This window comes from Pantoea sp. ACRSC, from assembly GCF_022346785.1.
Taxonomy (GTDB): Bacteria; Pseudomonadota; Gammaproteobacteria; order Enterobacterales; family Enterobacteriaceae; genus Pantoea; species Pantoea alvi.
This window is the reverse complement of the sequence record NZ_JAKRNN010000003.1, coordinates 143,164-159,079: the sequence shown is the minus strand read 5'-3', so window position 1 is coordinate 159,079 and position 15,916 is coordinate 143,164. Positions and strand designations below refer to the sequence as shown.

Sequence of the window (15,916 nt, the reverse complement as noted above, 5' to 3'; positions counted from 1 at the left end):
CTTGCAAGTTGCCAGGGCAGAAAACAAAAAATTGTTAGCGGGGACGTAAAAAAGGGAAGCCGATCACTTACAGAAGGTAAGTTGTTTGACTTATTTCAGAATAATCAGGCAAAAAGCCGGGAGACTCCCGGCTTCGCTTAGTTTTTTCTGTTAGTCGACCAGCAGTCGCAGCATGCGGCGCAGCGGCTCGGCGGCGCCCCACAGCAGCTGATCGCCAACGGTAAAGGCGGAGAGATATTCCGGCCCCATATTAAGCTTGCGCAGACGGCCGACCGGCGTGGTCAGCGTGCCGGTGACCGCTGCGGGCGTCAGCTCACGCATGGTCAGCTCGCGGTCGTTGGGCACCACTTTCACCCATTCGTTGTGCGATGCCAGCAGCTGTTCAATTTCTGCCAGCGGCACATCTTTTTTCAGCTTCAGGGTAAACGCCTGGCTGTGGCAGCGCAGCGCGCCGACGCGCACGCACAGGCCGTCAACCGGAATGGTTTTCTGGGTGCCGAGGATCTTGTTGGTTTCCGCCTGGCCTTTCCACTCTTCGCGGCTCTGGCCGTTGTCGAGCTGCTTGTCAATCCAGGGGATCAGGCTGCCGGCCAGCGGCACGCCGAAGTTATCGGTCGGCAGCGTGCCGGAGCGGGTCAGCTCGGTGACGCTGCGCTCGATGTCGAGAATGGCCGATGCCGGATCCTGCAGCGAGGTGGCGACGTGGTTATGCAGCATGCCCATTTGGGTCAGCAGTTCACGCATATGGCGCGCCCCGCCGCCGGATGCCGCCTGGTAGGTGGCAACCGAGGCCCACTCCACCAGATCCTGAGCAAACAGGCCGCCCAGCGACATCAGCATCAGGCTAACGGTGCAGTTGCCGCCGACAAAGGTATTAATGCCCTTATCAAGGCCCTGACGAATCACCTGATGGTTCACCGGGTCGAGAATAATGATGGCATCATCTTTCATGCGCAGCGTTGAGGCCGCGTCAATCCAGTAGCCCTGCCAGCCGCTTGCACGCAGCTTCGGATAGACTTCACTGGTATAATCGCCGCCCTGACAGGTGATAATAATATCCAGCGCCTTAAGCGCGTCGATATCAAAAGCATCCTGCAGCGCACCGGTGGACTTGCCGCCAAACGTCGGCGCAGCCTGTCCCAGCTGCGAAGTGGAGAAGAAGACCGGATTGATAACGTCAAAATCACGCTCTTCGCTCATGCGCGACATCAGCACGGAGCCGACCATACCGCGCCAACCAATAAAACCTACATTCTTCATTTTCTGTCCGTCTCAGTCAGCGATAACGGCTGACCTGCTTACCGAAGGGAAGAACGGAATGGGTTTTCACTCCGCTCTGCGTCATAAATGGATTTACCTGTGCCCAACAACTCTACAAAATGCAGCTTTTCTGGCAAGTGAATTAATTCGATTGCGCCAATTTTTTCAGCAGCGCAGCTAATAACCTCGCGTCGGGATGTAAGGAATAACCAAAAAAAATGACTGAAATGATTTCTGCGACCATTTTACTGCTTCTTATTATGGATCCGCTGGGCAACCTGCCGATTTTTATGTCGGTGTTAAAACATCTGGAGCCAAAGCGTCGGCGCGTGGTACTGATCCGCGAGCTGCTGATTGCGCTGGTGCTGATGCTGCTGTTTCTCTTCGCGGGGGAGCGCATTCTGACTTTCCTAAACCTGCGCACCGAAACGGTGTCGATTTCCGGCGGCGTGATCCTGTTTCTTATCGCCATTCGCATGATTTTCCCGTCCGAGGAGAGCAGTACCAGCGGCTTACCGGCTGGCGAAGAGCCCTTCCTGGTGCCGCTGGCGATCCCGCTGGTCGCCGGCCCGTCGCTGCTGGCGACGCTGATGCTGCTGTCGCATCAGTATCCTAACCAGATGGGGCACCTGGTCGGGGCGCTGCTGCTCGCCTGGGGCGCCACGGTGACCATCCTGCTGCTTTCAGGGCTATTTTTACGGCTGCTGGGCGATAAAGGGGTCAACGCGCTGGAGCGTCTGATGGGGCTGATTTTGATTATGCTGGCGACGCAAATGTTCCTCGACGGCATTCGCGTCTACCTGAAATTATGATGTAGCGCAAAGTTAGGTCTGATTAATCGCTTTGTTTTTAAAGGCTTTTTGTCTTGATTGTGGTTCCTGCGTATTATCGCGCGGCGATAAAAGACTACACATCAGGACCTGACAATGAAAAATAACCAACCCGCTCAACCTTCTCGCCGCGCCGTTCTGAAAAAGACGCTGGCGGTCTCCGCTCTGTCGGTCACCGGCGTCGGCGCGCTGGCGCTGCCCACCATCGCTTTCGCGGCCTCTCTCAGCAAAGAAGCGCGCGATGCGATGACGCCAGATGCGGTTATTGAGCACTTTAAGCAGGGCAACCTGCGCTTTCGTGAAAACCGTCCGGCAAAGCATGACTACCTGGCGCAGAAGCGCAACAGCCTGACCGGTCAGTATCCGGCGGCGGTGATCCTGAGCTGCATCGACTCGCGCGCGCCGGCGGAGATTGTGCTGGACGCCGGGATCGGGGAAACCTTTAACGCGCGCGTCGCGGGCAACATCAGCAACCGCGACATACTGGGCAGCATGGAGTTCGCCTGCGCCATTTCCGGTGCGAAAGTGGTGCTGGTGATGGGACACACGCGCTGCGGCGCGGTGCGCGGCGCCATCGATAACGCCGAGCTGGGCAATCTGACCGGTCTGCTGGATGAGATTAAGCCAGCCATCGAGAAAACCGTCTACGGCGGCGAGCGTAGCGGCAGCAACTATGCGTTCGTCGATGCAGTGGCGCGGAAAAATGTCGAGCTGACCATTGAAAACATCCGCAACAACAGCCCGGTGCTGAAGCAGCTGGAAGAGCAGAAGAAAATCAAGATTGTCGGCAGCATGTACCACCTCTCCGGCGGCAGGGTTGAATTTTTCGAGGGATAACGAGCAAGCCGCCGCGCGCTGAGGCGCGGCGGTTCAGGCGTTACGACAGCAGCTGAAAGGCGATCATGCCGACAATGGCGCCGACGGTGCCGAGGATAGTTTCCATCAGCGTCCAGGTCTTCAGGGTTTCCCCTTCGGTGGCGCCGGTAAAGCGGCCAAACAGCCAGAAGCCCGCATCGTTAACGTGGCTGATAATAATAGAGCCACCGCCGATACAGACAGAAAGCGCCGCCAGCTGCGCGCCGCTGTAGTGCAGCGGTTCAATTACCGGCATGACCAGCCCGACCGTGGTGAGGCAGGCGACCGTAGCGGATCCCTGAATCACGCGCACCGCGCCGGAAAGGATAAAGCAGGCGAGCGCAACAGGCAGCCCCGCGCCGGTCAGCGCATGGCCGAGTACCGGGCCGACGCCGGAATCCACCAGCACCTGCTTAAACACCCCGCCCGCGCCAATCACCAGCAGAATAATGCCCGCGGGCTGCAGCGCACTGCCGCAAACCTGCATCACCTTCTCTTTATCCATACCCTGACGGTAAGCCAGGCCATAAATCGCCACCAGACAGGCGATCAGGATCGCCGTAAAGGGATGGCCGATAAACTCCAGCCACTCATAGAGAGAAGAGCCCTGCTCGGTAAAACGCGCGCCGATGGTCTTTAGCCCCACCAGCATCAGCGGAAACAGGATCAGCGCCAGGCTGAAGCTGAACGACGGCAGCTTCGCCGGGTCGACGTCCGGCTGATGATCTTCCGGCGGCGCGCTAAAGGTCACGCGGCGCGCAATCAGCGAGCCGAACAGCGGACCGGCGATCAGCATGCCGGGAATAGCGGCGCACAGGCCAAGCAGGATCATCCAGCCGAAGTCGGCGTGCATCTGCGAGGCGAGCAGCATCGGCGCCGGGCCGGGCAGCAGGAAGGCGGCTGAGGCCGCCACGCCAGCAAACAGCGGGATAACCAGCTTCACCAGGTTATCCTGGGTGCGGCGCGCCACGGCAAACGCGATGCTGATCAGCAGCACCACCGCTACCTCAAAGAAGAGCGGCAGCGCGCAGATCAGGCCGGCGATGCCCATGGCGTAGTGCGCGCGGCTTTCGCCGAAGGTTTTCAGCATGCGGATCGCAATCTGATCCACCGCACCTGTCTCATGCAGAATTTTGCCGAACATCGCGCCCAGCGCGACGACGATAGCGAGGAACCCCAGGGTGCCGCCCATGCCTTTCTGCATGGTATCCGCAATCTTGTCCAGCGGCATGCCGGAGAAGAGGCCAGCACCAATTGAGACCAGCATCAGGGCAACAAAGGCGTGCATACGCGCTTTCATCACCAAAAAAAGCAGCAGCAGGACGGAGCCTGCTGCGGTTAACACCAGCGTTGCGGTACTCATGACTAACCCTTGTTGATGGCTTTCCCGATAGCCGCAACCGTAGCCGCAACAACGTCGTCAACTGAATGATTGATATCGACCGTCAGCACGTCCGGCTCGTCTGCGCCCGGCTCTTCCAGCGTCGCGAACTGCGTCACCAGCATCTGCGGTTTAAAGAAGTGGCCCTTACGCGCCTTCAGGCGTGACTCGATAGTGTCGAAATCGCCCTTGAGGTAGATAAAGCGCAGGTTGTCGTTGCCCTGGCGCAAAATGTCGCGGTAACGCTTTTTCAGCGCTGAGCAGACGATAATGGAGATCGCCTGGGTACGCTGCATGGCGAACGCGGCGTCGTTAAGCGCCTGCAGCCACGGCTGACGATCGTTATCGTCCAGCGGATGGCCTTCCGCCATTTTCATGATATTGGTGCGCGGATGGAGAAAATCACCGTCGAGAAAGGCGGTGTTGAGCTGATGAGAAACCTGGTTGGCGACAACGGACTTACCGCTGCCTGAGACGCCCATCAAAATAAACACATGATGCGACGAAGATTGAGTAGTCATTTTTCTGCTCCGGCAGGTCAGTTTGCCAATGTTACCGATAACAATGCTGGCTGCCATTGTGTGAAGCCCATTACAGGCTGGCAACCCTGTTTAACCGGAAAAGCACGAAAGTGTGAACTGACTCATAAAAACGTCACATTCAGATGCTGCCGCCTTCGCTGATGTCAAAACCGATATCCAGCGGCGCGGAAACGCTGACGTCGCCGCCGATTCGCGCCAGCAGCATGGCGGCCGCTTCACGTCCCATGCGTTCTCGCGGCGTCAGGACGGTCGCCAGTTTTGGCGTTACCACCTGACTAATATCATGGCCGTGAAATCCGGCAATCGCCATTTGCGACGGCACTTTCAGCCCCTGACGCTGACATTCGAACATTGCGCCGACCGCCAGGTCGTCGTTGGTGCAGAACAGGCTGTCGGTTTGCGGATAGCGGCGCTGCGCCTCGCACAGCAGCATGCCGCCGGCGCTAAAAGAGGAGGCCTCTTCCATCATCACGCTGTGCGGCTCCAGCCCCGCTTCGCGCATCGCTTTCTCGTAGCCCTGCTGTTTCTGCAGGGTGCGCTCATCGAGGCGCGCGCCCAGGTAAACCGTATGGCGATGCCCTTTGCGCAGAATGGCGTGGGTCATCTGCCGCGCCGCCTCGACGTTATCGAACCCCACCGCCATATCGAGGCAGGGGGAGACGCTGTCCATCATCTCAATTACCGGGATCCCCGCCACTTCCAGCATGCGCAGCGTGGCCGGCGTATGGGTGCGCTCGGTCAGAATCACGCCGTCGATATTCCAGCCCAGCAGCGAACGCAGCTGCAGCTCCTCTTTTTGCGGGCTATAGCCGAAGTGGGCCACCAGCGTCTGATAGCCCGCCTCATCGGTTACCGCTTCGATGCCGCGCAGAACGTCGGCGAATACCTGGTTAGTCAGCGAGGGGAGCAGCACGCCGATGGCGCGGCTGGTGGCGTTGGAGAGCATATCCGGCGCGCGGTTGGGTATGTAGCCCAGCTCATCAAGCGCGACGGCAATCTTGTCGCGCAGCGGCGCGGAAACCTGCTCGGGGTTGCGCAGGTAGCGGCTGACGGTCATTTTCGTTACGCCGACACGATCGGCAACGTCCTGTAATACCGGTCTTTTTTTCTTCATCGTAAGCGCCCAGGGTCACAATTACGACGAGTCTACCACTATTCAGCAGGAGAATTGTAAACCGGGCGCGACAGTGCGCGCCCCGTCACCGCTTAGACCGGCGGCAGATCGAACAACAGCACTTCGGCGTCGCTGCTCGCTTCAATCGTCAGGCTCGCCTCATCCCAGACCGCGAAAGCGTCGCTGGCGCGCGCGGTTTCACCGTTAACGCGGATCTCCCCTTTGACCACCTGAATCCAGACGCGGCGGCCCGTTTCAAGGGCGACCTCATCTTTTTCACCCGCGCTAAATACCCAGCGCGACAGCGTCATATCCTGATAGACCTTGAGCGAGCCTTCCCGCGCGTCCGGCGTCAGCACCAGCTGGCGGCCTTTTACATCCGGGAAGCGGCGCTGGGCGTAACGCGGTTCGATGCCGGTACGCTCTGGAATAATCCAGATCTGATAAAGGTGCAGCGGGTCGCTGCTGCTGGCGTTGTACTCTGAGTGACGCACGCCAGTGCCCGCGCTCATGATCTGAAATTCGCCCGCCGGGATCTGCTCTTTGTTTCCCATGCTGTCCTGATGCTCTACGGTGCCGGAGAGCACATAGGTCAGGATCTCCATATCTTTATGCGGATGGGTGCCGAAGCCCTGTCCGGCGGCGACGATATCTTCGTTAATCACGCGCAGCGCTGAAAAGCCCATAAAGTTGGGGTCGTGATAGCCAGCGAAAGAGAAAGTGTGCCAGCTTTCCAGCCAGCCGTGAGTCGCGTGGCCGCGTTCTTCTGCTTTGCGTAAGTAAATCATGTTCGGTTCTCCTCAATGTTTTAAACCAGTCTGAACCGGAGGCGACCCTATTGATAGCTGAAAAACTTCACGCCTCTGTTCAAAAAAGGTGAACAAGCGCAAGCAGGAAGGTGAGCGGAGCTGAATGATACGGCGGGCAAAAAAAAGCCAGCGTTAAGCTGGCTAAATAATACTGGAAGCAATGTGAGCAATGTCGTGCTTTCCGGTTTGCCTGAGGACGCCCCGAGAACGCATCGCAATAATAATCATTATCATTCGCGTCTGTAAAGCCTTTTCCGATCTTTTCGGTTGATTATTAATAAGATTTCCTTGATGTTTTAAAGGGTTTTCCCGCCAACGCAAGGAGAAGGATAATGAGCGAGATTGTGGTGCGACACGTGACGCCTGAAGATGCCGCCGCCTTAATGCATATCTACAGCCAGCCGGACACCATGGCGAATACGCTACATCTACCGCTACCTTCGCTGCAAAAATGGCAGCAGCGGCTAAGCAACCTCTCTCCCACGGGACATTCGCTGGTGGCCTGCATCGAAGAGAAGGTGGTCGGGCAGCTGACGCTAGAGGTGATCGCGACGGCGCGCCGCCGTCACTGCGCCACCCTGGGCATGGGCGTGGATTACGCATATCGCAATCGCGGCGTCGGCAAGGCGCTGCTCGGCGCGGCGGTCGATCTGTGCGATAACTGGCTGCAGGTTACGCGCATGGAGCTAACGGTATTCACCGACAATCCTGCCGCTATCGCGCTCTATCGCCATTTTGGCTTTGAGATCGAAGGCACGGGGAGAGGCTTCGCCATGCGGCAAGGCGAGATGGTCGACGCGCACTATATGGCGCGTCTGAAGTAACACAGGGGCCAGACTGGCCCCTGTACTGTTCGTTAGTACCCCGCGCTTAAATCCCCTGGGGTACGCGGGTCCGAAGCACCGTAGAGCGTGCCGTCCGGCCCAATCATAATGCTCTGCGTACTGCCCATCGCCGGCAGCACCTTCACATGCTGCCCTTTATTCTCCAGCAAACGCAGCGTATCCGGGCTAAACCCCTTCTCAACGCGCAGCTGATCCGGCAGCCACTGATGGTGGAAGCGCGGCGCATTGGTCGCTTCCGCGACGTTCATTCCGAAATCGATGCTGTTTACCACCATTTGCAGCACGGTCGTAATAATACGGCTGCCGCCCGGACTGCCGGTCACCAGCCAGGTTTTGCCCCCTTTCGCCACAATCGTTGGCGACATCGACGAGAGCGGGCGCTTGGCGGGCTGCACCGCATTGGCCTCGCCGCCTACCAGGCCGTAGACGTTTGGCGTGCCCGGCTTGGCCGAGAAGTCATCCATCTCATTGTTCAGCAGGATACCGCTGTTGCCCGCCACGATGCCGCTGCCGAAATTGGTGTTGAGGGTATAGGTCACTGCGACCGCCGTGCCCTGCTTGTCCACCACCGAGAAGTGCGTGGTCTGGTTGCTCTCATAGGGCTCCAGCTTGCCAGGTTTAATCTCGCTAGACGGGCGCGCTTTCTCGATATTGATCTGCTGCGCAATCGACTTCGCATAGGCTTTGCTGGTCAGCGCCTGCCACGGCACCTTCACAAAATCGGGATCGCCGAGGTACTCGGAGCGGTCGGCGTAGGCATACTTCTCCGCTTCGGCAATGACCTGCATCGCGTCGGCGCTGCCAAAGCCCATCTTCGCCAGATCGAAGTTTTCCAGGATATTCAGGATCTGCACAATATGAATGCCGCCCGATGAGGGGGGCGGCATCGAGAAGACCTCGTAGCCGCGATAGGTGCCGCTGACCGGTTTACGCTCGACGGCACGGTAGGCCGCCAGATCCGCTTTGCCGATCAAACCGCCGTGCTGCGCCATCTCGCTGGCGATCTCATCGGCGATTGCGCCCTTATAGAAGGCGTCCGGGCCCTGCTGCGCAATCAGCTGCAGGCTATGGGCGAGATTTTTCTGCACCAGACGATCGCCCTTCTGCCACGGCGTGCCGTCAGGCTTAAAGAAAATCGCCTTGCTGTTGGGGTGAGAGAGCAGTACCTCCTTGCCGTAGGTTTTCAGATCGTCCGCCAGCGCGTCGTTAACGACGTAGCCTTCGCGCGCCAGTTTGATCGCCGGCGCCAGCAGCGTGCTGAGCGGCAGCGTGCCATATTTTTGCGCGGCCAGCGCAAAGCCCGCCACGCTGCCCGGCGTGCCGGAGGCGAGATGCGAGGTCAGCGACAGCTTGCTGTCGGCGTTGCCCTGTTTGTCGAGGAACATATCGCGCGAGGCGCGGCCCGGCGCCATTTCGCGGAAGTCGATAGCGGTGGCGCGGCCGGATGCGGTGCGCAGCAGCATAAAGCCGCCGCCGCCGAGATTACCCGCCTGCGGATGCGTCACCGCCAGCGCGAAGCCGACGGCGACAGCGGCGTCAACCGCGTTACCGCCCTGGCGCAAAATATCCACGCCAACCTGCGTTGCCAGCGCATCAACCGAGGCGACCATGCCGTTCTGCGCCCTGACCGGATGAAAGGTATCATCCTCAACGCCATAAGAGACGGGCGACGCGCTGGCGGGCGCGGCCGCATCAGCGGCGCTGACCACCGTTAAACTCATCATCACAGCCCAGCCAAGCTGGCGTATATTTCCTCGCATCATCATCCCTCTACCCTTTTCAGTTGTTTACATTTGTTATTACGCAGGCAAGTGTTTACAAATACAGCAAAAAAATAACATCTAAGTCAAATTCAGTACGTTCCTGGGGGAGAAGTTTGTGAGATTGCTAAACTTATAGCTGCGGCCACGGCGCATCACACGCCGATGCGGCCGCCTTGACGGAGGAAGTCACATGAAAAAATGGTTAATCGTCTTTGCCGCGCTGCTGCCGCTCAGCAGCATGGCCAATATGCTGAACAACACAAATCAGCCTAATCAGCCGGGCTATAACCCAAGCCAGCAGCGTATGCAGACGCAGATGCAAATCCGGCAGCAGCAGCAGCAGAGCAAACTGCAGCAGGATCAGCAGCAGCAGACGCAGCAGATACAGCGCAAACTGCAGGAGCAGCGCAGCAGCGCCCAGCAGCGCGTAATCAACACGCAGCCGGGACAGCAGCAGAACGCTAACTAACGGAAGTCGGGGCCGATGATGTCGATGCGATCGGTGCAGATGGCGTCAACGCCCCATTTCAGCAGGGTACGCGCCCGATCCGCATCGTTCACGGTGTAGACCAAAATATGCAGGCCGGCGGCCTTCAGCACCGCGACGCGCCCGGCATCGAGCAACTTATGGTTAAGGTGAATCGAGACGCAGTCCAGCGCGGCGGTTTTTGCCTGCCAGGCCTCATCCCATTCATCCAGCAGCAATCCACGCGGCAGATCCGGCTGCGCCTGCCTCGCCGCCTCCAGCGCCTCATAAGAGAACGACGACAGCAGCGGCGCGGTCATGCCTTGCCACAGCGTTTTCGCCGCATCGGCGATAGCGCGGCCGGTTTCCGCTTCGCTGCCGGTGGTGGGTTTGATTTCGATATTGGCCATCATGCGGTGCTGGCGACAGCGCGCCGCCACGTCAGAGAGCAGCGCCAGCGGCTCGCCGTCAAAAGCTTTACTGAACCAGCTGCCCGCATCGAGCTGCACCAGCTTGCTCCACGGCTGTTCGCCCGCCACGCCCCAGCCGTTGCTGGTGCGATCCAGCGTGTCGTCGTGCAGCAGGAAAATCTGCCTGTCCTGCGACAGCTTGGCGTCGAATTCGATCATGGTGTGCCCCCACTCCGCGCCGACGTCGATCGCTGCCAGGGTATTTTCCGGGGCCAGTTTGCCGCCGCCGCGATGGGCGACGATATGAGGATAGGGCCAGCTGTGTGTGCTCATTCCAGACGCTTTCCGGTAGTTGAATCGAAATAGTGTAACGCATCCGATGAGAGATGCAGCCATAGCGTGCTGCCCGCCTGCGGGCGGTCGCTGTGCGGCAGACGCACCACCAGCGGCGTTTCGCCGATGCGCCCGTGTGCCAGGTTATCCGCGCCGAGCAGCTCCAGCGTTTCTACGCGCAGCGGAATGCCCTCGCGCTCGCGCGGACTGACCTGCACATGTTCAGGACGGATGCCGAGCGTGACGGCGCGATTCGCCCACTTCGCCTTGATATCGCCGAGCGGCAGAGAGTAAGAGTTGTCGATAGTAAAACGCGTGCCGTCGCTGCCGATATGGCCTTCAATCAGGTTCATCGCCGGCGCGCCAATAAACGAGGCGACGAAGCGGCTGGCGGGACGCTCGTAGATCTCTACCGGCGTGCCGATCTGCTCGACAAATCCCTTGTTCAATACCATGACGCGCTGCGCCAGCGTCATCGCCTCTACCTGATCGTGCGTCACGTAGAGGCTGGTGGTTTGCAGGCGACGGTGGAGCTGCTGCAGCTCCAGCCGCATCTGTACGCGCAGCCGCGCGTCCAGGTTGGAGAGCGGCTCGTCAAACAGAAACACCGCTGGCTCACGCACGATGGCGCGCCCCATCGCCACGCGCTGGCGCTGGCCGCCGGAAAGCTCGCGCGGACGCCGGGTCAGCAGCTGATCCAGCTCCAGGCTGCGCGCCGCCTCCAGCACGCGCAGGCGGATATGCTCTTTGCTCATGCCGCGGATCTTCAGCCCGTAGGCCATGTTTTCTTCGACCGTCATATGCGGGTAAAGCGCGTAGTTCTGGAACACCATAGCGATGCCGCGATCTTTCGGCTCCAGCTGGGTGACGCGCCTGTTGTCGATATAGATATCGCCGGAGGTCACGCGCTCCAGCCCTGCCACCATGCGCAGCAGCGTCGATTTGCCGCAGCCGGAGGGGCCAACCATCACCATAAATTCGCCGTCGTTAACGGTGACGTTAAGCGGCTGAATAATTTGATTCTTGCCGTCGTAAGACTTGGTTACCGCCTGAAGGGTTACGCCTGCCATGCCTATTTCTCGCTCTCGACCAGGCCACGCACGAACGCGCGCTGCATGACCAGCACCACCACCATCGGTGGGATCAGGGTTAATAACATTGCCGCCATCACTTCGTTCCACTGCGTCGGCGAACCGCTGGTGGAGATCATGCTTTTGATCCCCGCCACCGCGGTGCTGAGCGAGGCGTCGTTGACGATCAGCAGCGGCCAGAGATACTGATTCCAGCCGTAGATAAAGGTGATGACGAACAGCGCCGCCAGGTTGGTTTTCGACAGCGGCAGCACGATATCCCAGAAAAAGCGCAGCGCGCTGGCCCCGTCGATGCGCGCCGCCTCGATCAGCTCGTCCGGCAGCGACATAAAGAACTGGCGGAACAGGAAGGTCGCCGTGGCCGACGCCATTAGCGGCAGCGTCAGGCCGCTGTAGCTGTCGAGCATATTGAGATCGGCGATCACCTGCACCGTCGGGAAAATACGCACCTCAACCGGCAGCATCAGCGTAATAAAGATCATCCAGAAAAAGAGCGTGCGCAGCGGAAAGCGAAACCAGACCAGCGCAAAGGCGGAGAGCATCGACACCGTGATTTTGCCGACGGTAATGCTGAACGCCATAAGCAGACTGTTAAGCAGCATCAGGCTAAACGCCGGGCCGCTGCCGTTAACGCCCTGGGTCCAGATGCGCGAGATGTTCTCCCACAGGTGAGTGCCGGGGATCAGCGTCATCGGCACCTGATAGACCGCCTCGTTATCCAGGGTAGCGGCGACGAAGGCGACATAAAGGGGAAACAGAATAGTAAGCACGCCCAGCACCAGCAGCGTGTGGCTGAAGATATCCAGCCCGCGACGGTTTTCAATCATTGGTACTGCACCTTACGCTCAACGAAGCGGAACTGAATAACGGTCAGGCCGATCACCAGCAGCATCAGCACCACCGACTGCGCCGCCGAAGAAGAGAGATCCAGCCCGGTAAAGCCTTCGCGATAGATCTTGTAGATCAGCGTGGTGGTGGCCTGCACTGGCCCGCCGCCGGTCGCGGCGTCGATAACCGGAAAGGTGTCGAAGAAGGCGTAGATCAGGTTCACCACCAGCAGGAAAAAGCTCACCGGCGTAATCAGCGGCAGCGACAGGTTGAAGAAGCGACGCACCGGGCCTGCGCCGTCGATCGCCGCCGCCTCTACCAGCGATTTCGGGATCGACTGCAGCGCGGCGAAAAAGAAGAGAAAGTTGTAGCTCATCTGCTGCCAGATCGAGGCGACGACAATCAGAAACATCGCCTGCCCGCTGTTCTGCGCATAGTTCCAGCTGTAGCCAATCTGGTTCAGGAAGTGGCTAATCAGGCCGAGGCCGGGATTGAACAGAAACATCCACAGCACCGCTGCGACAACCGGCGCCACCGCATAGGGCAGCAGCAGCAGCGTCTGGTAGAGCTTGCGCAGGCGTATGACATAATCCACCAGCGCCGCCAGCAGCAGCGACAGCACCATGCCGCACAGGGTGACCAGCGCGCTGAAGACTATCGTGGTCCAGAAGGCGTCGAGGTAGTAGCTGTCCTGAAACAGGCGCGTGAAATTTTCCAGGCCGACAAAGGTGCTGGAGATGCCGAACGGATCGAGGTTCTGGAGCGAATACCACAGGGCTTCGCCCGCGGGCCAGAGGAAAAAGATGGCGGTAATCAGCAGCTGCGGCAGCACCAGCAGATAGGGCAACAGGCTGGTGCGAAACACCGGGCGAGATGAAGACATAGCGTACTCTGTCTGAGAAAGAGAGAGGGCCGGCACGCACCGGCCCTTTGCACGTCACAGGTTATTTCACCTGCTGTTCAAAGCGGCGCAGCAGTTCGTTGCCGCGCTTCACCGCGTTATCCAGCGCGGCCTGCGGCGACTGCTTGCCGGTCCAGACCCCTTCCAGCTCTTCGTCAACCACGGCGCGGATCTGCTGCATATTGCCAAGACGAATGCCTTTGGTGAACGGCAGCGGATCTTTGTTCAGCATCTGACGCGTTGCGATATCCGCGCCCGGGTTCTTGTCGTAGAAGCCCTGCTGTTTGGTCAGCTCGTAGGCAGCGGTGGTAATGGGCAGGTAGCCAGTTTTCTGATGCCACTCGGCGGCGATTTCCGGCTGTGCGAGGAACTGCATAAATTCCGCAGCACCCTTGTAGGTGTTGGCATCTTTGCCTTTCATCACCCACAGGCTGGCGCCGCCGATAAGGGCGTTCTGCGGCGCGTTGGGCACGCTCTCGTCATACGGCATCATGCCGACGCCGAAGTTGAATTTGGCGTAGTGTTTGATATCGGCCAGTGAACCGGAGGAGGCGGTGGTGATGCCGCAGTCGCCGTTATAGAACTTGGCGGTCGGTTCATCTTTGCGGCCAAAATAGGTGAAGTCGCCCTTCTTGTTCATCTCCTCCAGCATCTGGATATGGCGCACCTGCACCGGACCGTTAAATTCCAGCTGCGCATCGGTGCCGTCAAAGCCGTTGTTTTTGCTGGCGACCGGCAGCGCGTGCCAGGCGCTGAAGTTTTCAATCTGGATCCAGCCCTGCCAGCCGCTGGCGTAGCCGCAGCTCATGCCCGCTTTACGCAGGGCGTCGGCATCTTTTGCCAGCTCCTGCCAGGTTTTCGGCGGCTGATCCGGGTTCAGGCCCGCTTTTTTAAAGGCGTCTTTGTTGTAGTAAAGCACCGGCGTGGAGCTGTTGAATGGCTGAGAGATGAGGTGGCCGCTGCTGTCGCTGTAGTAGCCCGCCACGGTCGGCACGAACTGTTTTTCATCAAAGGGAATGCCCGCGTCCCTGAAGACCTGATGCACCGGCACGATCGCCTTCGAAGCCATCATGGTGGCGGTGCCAACTTCGTAAACCTGCAAAATGGCTGGCGCTTTGCCGGTACGCACCGCTGCGATGCCTGCCGCCAGGCTCTGCTCGTAGTTGCCTTTGTAGGTCGGCACGATTTTATAGTCGGGGTGCGCCTGATTGAAGCGCTGCGCCAGAGAGTCGACCTCTTTGCCTAACTCGCCCTCCATCGAGTGCCAGAAAGGAATTTCCGTGGCGGCCAGCGCGTTGCCGCTGATGGCCAGGCCCAGAACCACACTCATCAGTCTGATTTGTGTCTTAAACACGGACATAGAATTTTCCTGTGCAGGTAGGTACGCGCGATATCACGCATTTTTTGTTCGCGAAGTAACATGACACGGGAAAATGACGGATTAATAACAGCAACATGACAGCCGGATGACGGCAAGATGAAGGGGGTTTTAGCAGAAGCGGCGCAGCCAGGCCTTATTCAACGCTGAAGGCCGTCGGTGTCGCAGCCAGATTACGGGCGGCCAGCGCGCAGTCACCGGAGCGTACACATTGTACGTGAGGATGACGAGCACTGCCCAACCGCAATCTGGCAAGCAAGCCAGGCCTTATTCAACGCTGAAGGCCGTCGGCGGCGCAGCCAGTTCGACAACGGCCAGCGCGCAGCATCCGGAGCGTACTAAAGTACGTGAGGAATGCGAGCACTGCCCGCTGCCGAAATGGCAAGCAAGCCAGGCCTAAGCCCCCAAATAAGCGCTGCGGACGGCTTCGTTGGAAAGCAAAGCGTCACCCGTATCTTCCAGCACCACGTGCCCGTTCTCCAGCACATAGCCGCGATCCGCCAGCTTCAGCGCCTGGTTGGCGTTCTGCTCTACCAGGAATATCGTCATTCCCTCTCTGCGCAGCTGCTCAATGGTGTCGAAAATCTGCTGGATAATAATCGGTGCCAGCCCCAGCGACGGCTCATCCAGCAGCAGCAGACGCGGCTGGCTCATCAGCGCGCGCCCAATCGCCAGCATCTGCTGCTCGCCGCCGGACATGGTGCCCGCACGCTGAATTTTACGCTCCGCCAGCCGCGGGAAAAGCTCATAGACGCGCGCAATGCGCGACTGATACGCCTGGCGGCTGGCGAAAAAGCCGCCCATCGCCAGATTCTCCTCTACGGTCATGCGCGAAAAGACGCGGCGGCCTTCCGGCACGATGGCGATCGCCTCGCGCATGATGCGCGCGGTTTGCCAGTCGGTAATCGCTTTGCCGTCAAAGGTAATGCTGCCCTGGGTGGCGCGCGGCTCGCCGCACAGGGTGCCGAGCAGCGTGGTTTTACCCGCGCCGTTGGCGCCAATCAGCGTAACGATTTCACCCTGGCTGATATGCAGGCTGACGTTGTGCAGCGCCTGGATTTTGCCGTAGTGCGCGCTGACGTTGTTCACGGATAACATCGGGTTTGCCAT

Annotated in this window: 16 protein-coding genes; 4 read left to right on the top strand and 12 right to left on the bottom strand. The window is 59.3% G+C overall.

The features are described 5' to 3' along the window. Positions 1 to 150 precede the first annotated feature (150 nt). Positions 151 to 1,260: an aspartate-semialdehyde dehydrogenase gene (gene asd / locus MHZ97_RS05515; RefSeq protein ID WP_103796327.1), complete on the bottom strand. Its 1,110-nt coding sequence runs from the start codon at positions 1,258 to 1,260 to the stop codon at positions 151 to 153. Positions 1,261 to 1,478: 218 nt separating this feature from the next. On the opposite strand from asd, the gene MHZ97_RS05510 reads away from it, so the two are divergent. Both MHZ97_RS05510 and MHZ97_RS05505 read left to right on the top strand, forming a co-directional pair. After that, complete coding sequence (locus tag MHZ97_RS05510; protein ID WP_103796326.1) at positions 1,479 to 2,072, top strand: YhgN family NAAT transporter; 594 nt, start codon at positions 1,479 to 1,481, stop codon at positions 2,070 to 2,072. Positions 2,073 to 2,186: 114 nt separating this feature from the next. Next, positions 2,187 to 2,927 carry a carbonic anhydrase gene (locus MHZ97_RS05505; protein WP_103796325.1) on the top strand — a complete coding sequence of 247 codons (741 nt, stop codon included), beginning with the start codon at positions 2,187 to 2,189 and terminating at the stop codon, positions 2,925 to 2,927. Positions 2,928 to 2,967: 40 nt separating this feature from the next. On the opposite strand, the gene gntU is transcribed toward MHZ97_RS05505, so the two are convergent. The 4 genes from gntU to MHZ97_RS05485 form a co-directional block, all read right to left on the bottom strand. Continuing rightward, positions 2,968 to 4,308, bottom strand: a complete 1,341-nt coding sequence (gene gntU, locus MHZ97_RS05500; RefSeq protein WP_103796324.1) for a gluconate transporter — start codon at positions 4,306 to 4,308, stop codon at positions 2,968 to 2,970. A gap of 2 nt (positions 4,309 to 4,310) precedes the next feature. After that, positions 4,311 to 4,847, bottom strand: a complete 537-nt coding sequence (gene gntK / locus MHZ97_RS05495; RefSeq protein ID WP_103796398.1) for a gluconokinase — start codon at positions 4,845 to 4,847, stop codon at positions 4,311 to 4,313. A 139-nt stretch (positions 4,848 to 4,986) separates the two neighbouring features. Continuing rightward, the gene (gene gntR / locus MHZ97_RS05490; RefSeq protein ID WP_103796323.1) at positions 4,987 to 5,982 is read right to left on the bottom strand and encodes a gluconate operon transcriptional repressor GntR; all 996 of its coding nucleotides are present in this window, start codon (positions 5,980 to 5,982) and stop codon (positions 4,987 to 4,989) included. A gap of 92 nt (positions 5,983 to 6,074) precedes the next feature. Continuing rightward, positions 6,075 to 6,770, bottom strand: coding sequence for a pirin family protein (locus MHZ97_RS05485; protein ID WP_103796322.1), 696 nt, complete (start codon positions 6,768 to 6,770; stop codon positions 6,075 to 6,077). Positions 6,771 to 7,123: 353 nt separating this feature from the next. Between MHZ97_RS05485 and MHZ97_RS05480 the strand changes: the two genes are divergently transcribed. Further along, positions 7,124 to 7,615 (top strand): GNAT family N-acetyltransferase, encoded by a 492-nt coding sequence (locus tag MHZ97_RS05480; RefSeq protein ID WP_239314658.1) that lies wholly within the window; start codon positions 7,124 to 7,126, stop codon positions 7,613 to 7,615. Between the two features lie 32 nt (positions 7,616 to 7,647). Here MHZ97_RS05480 and ggt read toward each other — a convergent pair whose 3' ends face one another. Further along, complete coding sequence (ggt, locus tag MHZ97_RS05475) at positions 7,648 to 9,402, bottom strand: gamma-glutamyltransferase (protein ID WP_103796319.1); 1,755 nt, start codon at positions 9,400 to 9,402, stop codon at positions 7,648 to 7,650. A gap of 187 nt (positions 9,403 to 9,589) precedes the next feature. Here ggt and MHZ97_RS05470 point away from each other — a divergent pair, with 187 nt between their 5' ends. Continuing rightward, positions 9,590 to 9,868: a DUF2756 domain-containing protein gene (locus MHZ97_RS05470; protein WP_103796318.1), complete on the top strand. Its 279-nt coding sequence runs from the start codon at positions 9,590 to 9,592 to the stop codon at positions 9,866 to 9,868. On the opposite strand, the gene ugpQ is transcribed toward MHZ97_RS05470, so the two are convergent. From ugpQ to livF, 6 genes are all read right to left on the bottom strand, one after another. Continuing rightward, positions 9,865 to 10,608 (bottom strand): glycerophosphodiester phosphodiesterase, encoded by a 744-nt coding sequence (gene ugpQ / locus MHZ97_RS05465; protein ID WP_239314659.1) that lies wholly within the window; start codon positions 10,606 to 10,608, stop codon positions 9,865 to 9,867. The genes MHZ97_RS05470 and ugpQ overlap by 4 nt on opposite strands. Then, positions 10,605 to 11,678: a sn-glycerol-3-phosphate import ATP-binding protein UgpC gene (locus MHZ97_RS05460; RefSeq protein WP_224481594.1), complete on the bottom strand. Its 1,074-nt coding sequence runs from the start codon at positions 11,676 to 11,678 to the stop codon at positions 10,605 to 10,607. Before MHZ97_RS05460 ends, ugpQ begins: the two co-directional genes overlap by 4 nt. Positions 11,679 to 11,680: 2 nt before the next feature. Further along, positions 11,681 to 12,526, bottom strand: coding sequence for a sn-glycerol-3-phosphate ABC transporter permease UgpE (gene ugpE / locus MHZ97_RS05455; protein ID WP_239314660.1), 846 nt, complete (start codon positions 12,524 to 12,526; stop codon positions 11,681 to 11,683). Next, entirely contained in the window at positions 12,523 to 13,410 is an 888-nt protein-coding gene (gene ugpA / locus MHZ97_RS05450) for a sn-glycerol-3-phosphate ABC transporter permease UgpA (RefSeq protein ID WP_103796315.1), read from the bottom strand. The genes ugpE and ugpA overlap by 4 nt, the downstream gene beginning before the upstream one ends. Positions 13,411 to 13,471: 61 nt before the next feature. After that, positions 13,472 to 14,788, bottom strand: coding sequence for a sn-glycerol-3-phosphate ABC transporter substrate-binding protein UgpB (ugpB, locus tag MHZ97_RS05445; RefSeq protein ID WP_103796314.1), 1,317 nt, complete (start codon positions 14,786 to 14,788; stop codon positions 13,472 to 13,474). 414 nt (positions 14,789 to 15,202) lie between these two features. Continuing rightward, on the bottom strand, positions 15,203 to 15,916 hold the full coding sequence (gene livF / locus MHZ97_RS05440) for a high-affinity branched-chain amino acid ABC transporter ATP-binding protein LivF (protein ID WP_103796313.1): 714 nt from the start codon (positions 15,914 to 15,916) through the stop codon (positions 15,203 to 15,205).

Excerpts from the sequence above, each read along its gene's own strand:
- ugpB (WP_103796314.1), bottom strand. The coding sequence starts at position 14,788 with ATGTCCGTGTTTAAGACACAAATCAGACTGATGAGTGTGGTTCTGGGC.
- asd (WP_103796327.1), bottom strand. The coding sequence starts at position 1,260 with ATGAAGAATGTAGGTTTTATTGGTTGGCGCGGTATGGTCGGCTCCGTG.
- MHZ97_RS05460 (WP_224481594.1), bottom strand. The coding sequence starts at position 11,678 with ATGGCAGGCGTAACCCTTCAGGCGGTAACCAAGTCTTACGACGGCAAG.
- ggt (WP_103796319.1), bottom strand. The coding sequence starts at position 9,402 with ATGATGATGCGAGGAAATATACGCCAGCTTGGCTGGGCTGTGATGATG.
- gntK (WP_103796398.1), bottom strand. The coding sequence starts at position 4,847 with ATGACTACTCAATCTTCGTCGCATCATGTGTTTATTTTGATGGGCGTC.
- ugpE (WP_239314660.1), bottom strand. The coding sequence starts at position 12,526 with ATGATTGAAAACCGTCGCGGGCTGGATATCTTCAGCCACACGCTGCTG.
- ugpA (WP_103796315.1), bottom strand. The coding sequence starts at position 13,410 with ATGTCTTCATCTCGCCCGGTGTTTCGCACCAGCCTGTTGCCCTATCTG.
- livF (WP_103796313.1), bottom strand. The coding sequence starts at position 15,916 with ATGGCAAACCCGATGTTATCCGTGAACAACGTCAGCGCGCACTACGGC.
- gntU (WP_103796324.1), bottom strand. The coding sequence starts at position 4,308 with ATGAGTACCGCAACGCTGGTGTTAACCGCAGCAGGCTCCGTCCTGCTG.
- ugpQ (WP_239314659.1), bottom strand. The coding sequence starts at position 10,608 with ATGAGCACACACAGCTGGCCCTATCCTCATATCGTCGCCCATCGCGGC.
- MHZ97_RS05480 (WP_239314658.1), top strand. The coding sequence starts at position 7,124 with ATGAGCGAGATTGTGGTGCGACACGTGACGCCTGAAGATGCCGCCGCC.
- MHZ97_RS05485 (WP_103796322.1), bottom strand. The coding sequence starts at position 6,770 with ATGATTTACTTACGCAAAGCAGAAGAACGCGGCCACGCGACTCACGGC.
- MHZ97_RS05510 (WP_103796326.1), top strand. The coding sequence starts at position 1,479 with ATGACTGAAATGATTTCTGCGACCATTTTACTGCTTCTTATTATGGAT.
- MHZ97_RS05470 (WP_103796318.1), top strand. The coding sequence starts at position 9,590 with ATGAAAAAATGGTTAATCGTCTTTGCCGCGCTGCTGCCGCTCAGCAGC.
- gntR (WP_103796323.1), bottom strand. The coding sequence starts at position 5,982 with ATGAAGAAAAAAAGACCGGTATTACAGGACGTTGCCGATCGTGTCGGC.
- MHZ97_RS05505 (WP_103796325.1), top strand. The coding sequence starts at position 2,187 with ATGAAAAATAACCAACCCGCTCAACCTTCTCGCCGCGCCGTTCTGAAA.